This is a genomic window from Kitasatospora putterlickiae (assembly GCF_039527695.1).
GTDB classification, from domain to species: domain Bacteria; phylum Actinomycetota; class Actinomycetes; order Streptomycetales; family Streptomycetaceae; genus Kitasatospora; species Kitasatospora putterlickiae.
In genome coordinates, this window is sequence record NZ_BAAAKJ010000505.1 from 1 (window position 1) to 781 (window position 781).

The 781-nt window shown below is 76.7% G+C and carries 1 pseudogene; it reads right to left on the reverse strand.

The features are described from left to right. Positions 1-781, reverse strand: a pseudogene (locus ABD308_RS38075) (helix-turn-helix transcriptional regulator); the annotation flags it as partial.

The window sequence follows — 781 nt, forward strand, 5'->3', positions numbered from 1 at the left end:
CGGCCTCGGCGATCTGGGTGAGGAAGCCGATGCCGCGCGGCCGGGCCCAGCCGTCGACCACGGCCCGCAGCTCCCGGGCGTGGTCGGTGCGGCCGCGCATCGCGGCCACCAGCCCCAGGTAGGCCCGGGTGTGGTGGGCGAACAGCGCGTGCCCGTGCGTTGCCGTCAGATCCAGCAGCCGCCGCCCGGTCCGCTCGGCCTCGTCCCACTCGCCGACCGCCAGCTGGTCGAGCATGATCACGTGCAGCGTGATCACACCGGAGACCCTGGCCCCGGTCGCCACCTCGCGCTCGACGGTGCGCTGGAGGTACGGCCGGTACTCGCCGATGGTGTCCACGTGGTAGGCGGCCACGGCGAGCCGGCTGAGGTCCCACGGTTCCAGCGTGGTCGGGTGCGCGAACGCGTGGTGCACCCGCTCCCGCAGCCCGGCGCCGCGCCGGACCACGTCGCCCCAGGCGTCCTGGTAGATCCGTGAGGCCGGGGGCAGCAGGTCGCCCAGCGGGTCGAGCAGCCGGTGGGCCTGCTCCCAGCACCCCGCGTCGCCGGCGTACTGGCTGATCGCCAGCAGCAGGTCGACCAGCCGGGTCAGCACCTCGTCCGGCGCCCGCGGCCCGCCGGCCCGGATGCCCTCGATCGCCGTGACCACCCGCCGCCGCGAGGAGCGCACGTCGCCGTCCTCGTAGAACGCGGCGTACGCGGAGGCGAGCACCGCGCTCGGGGACTCGCCCGCCCCCGCCGCCGGGGCCGAGGTGACCAGCCGCCGGGCCCGGTCCGCCAGCCC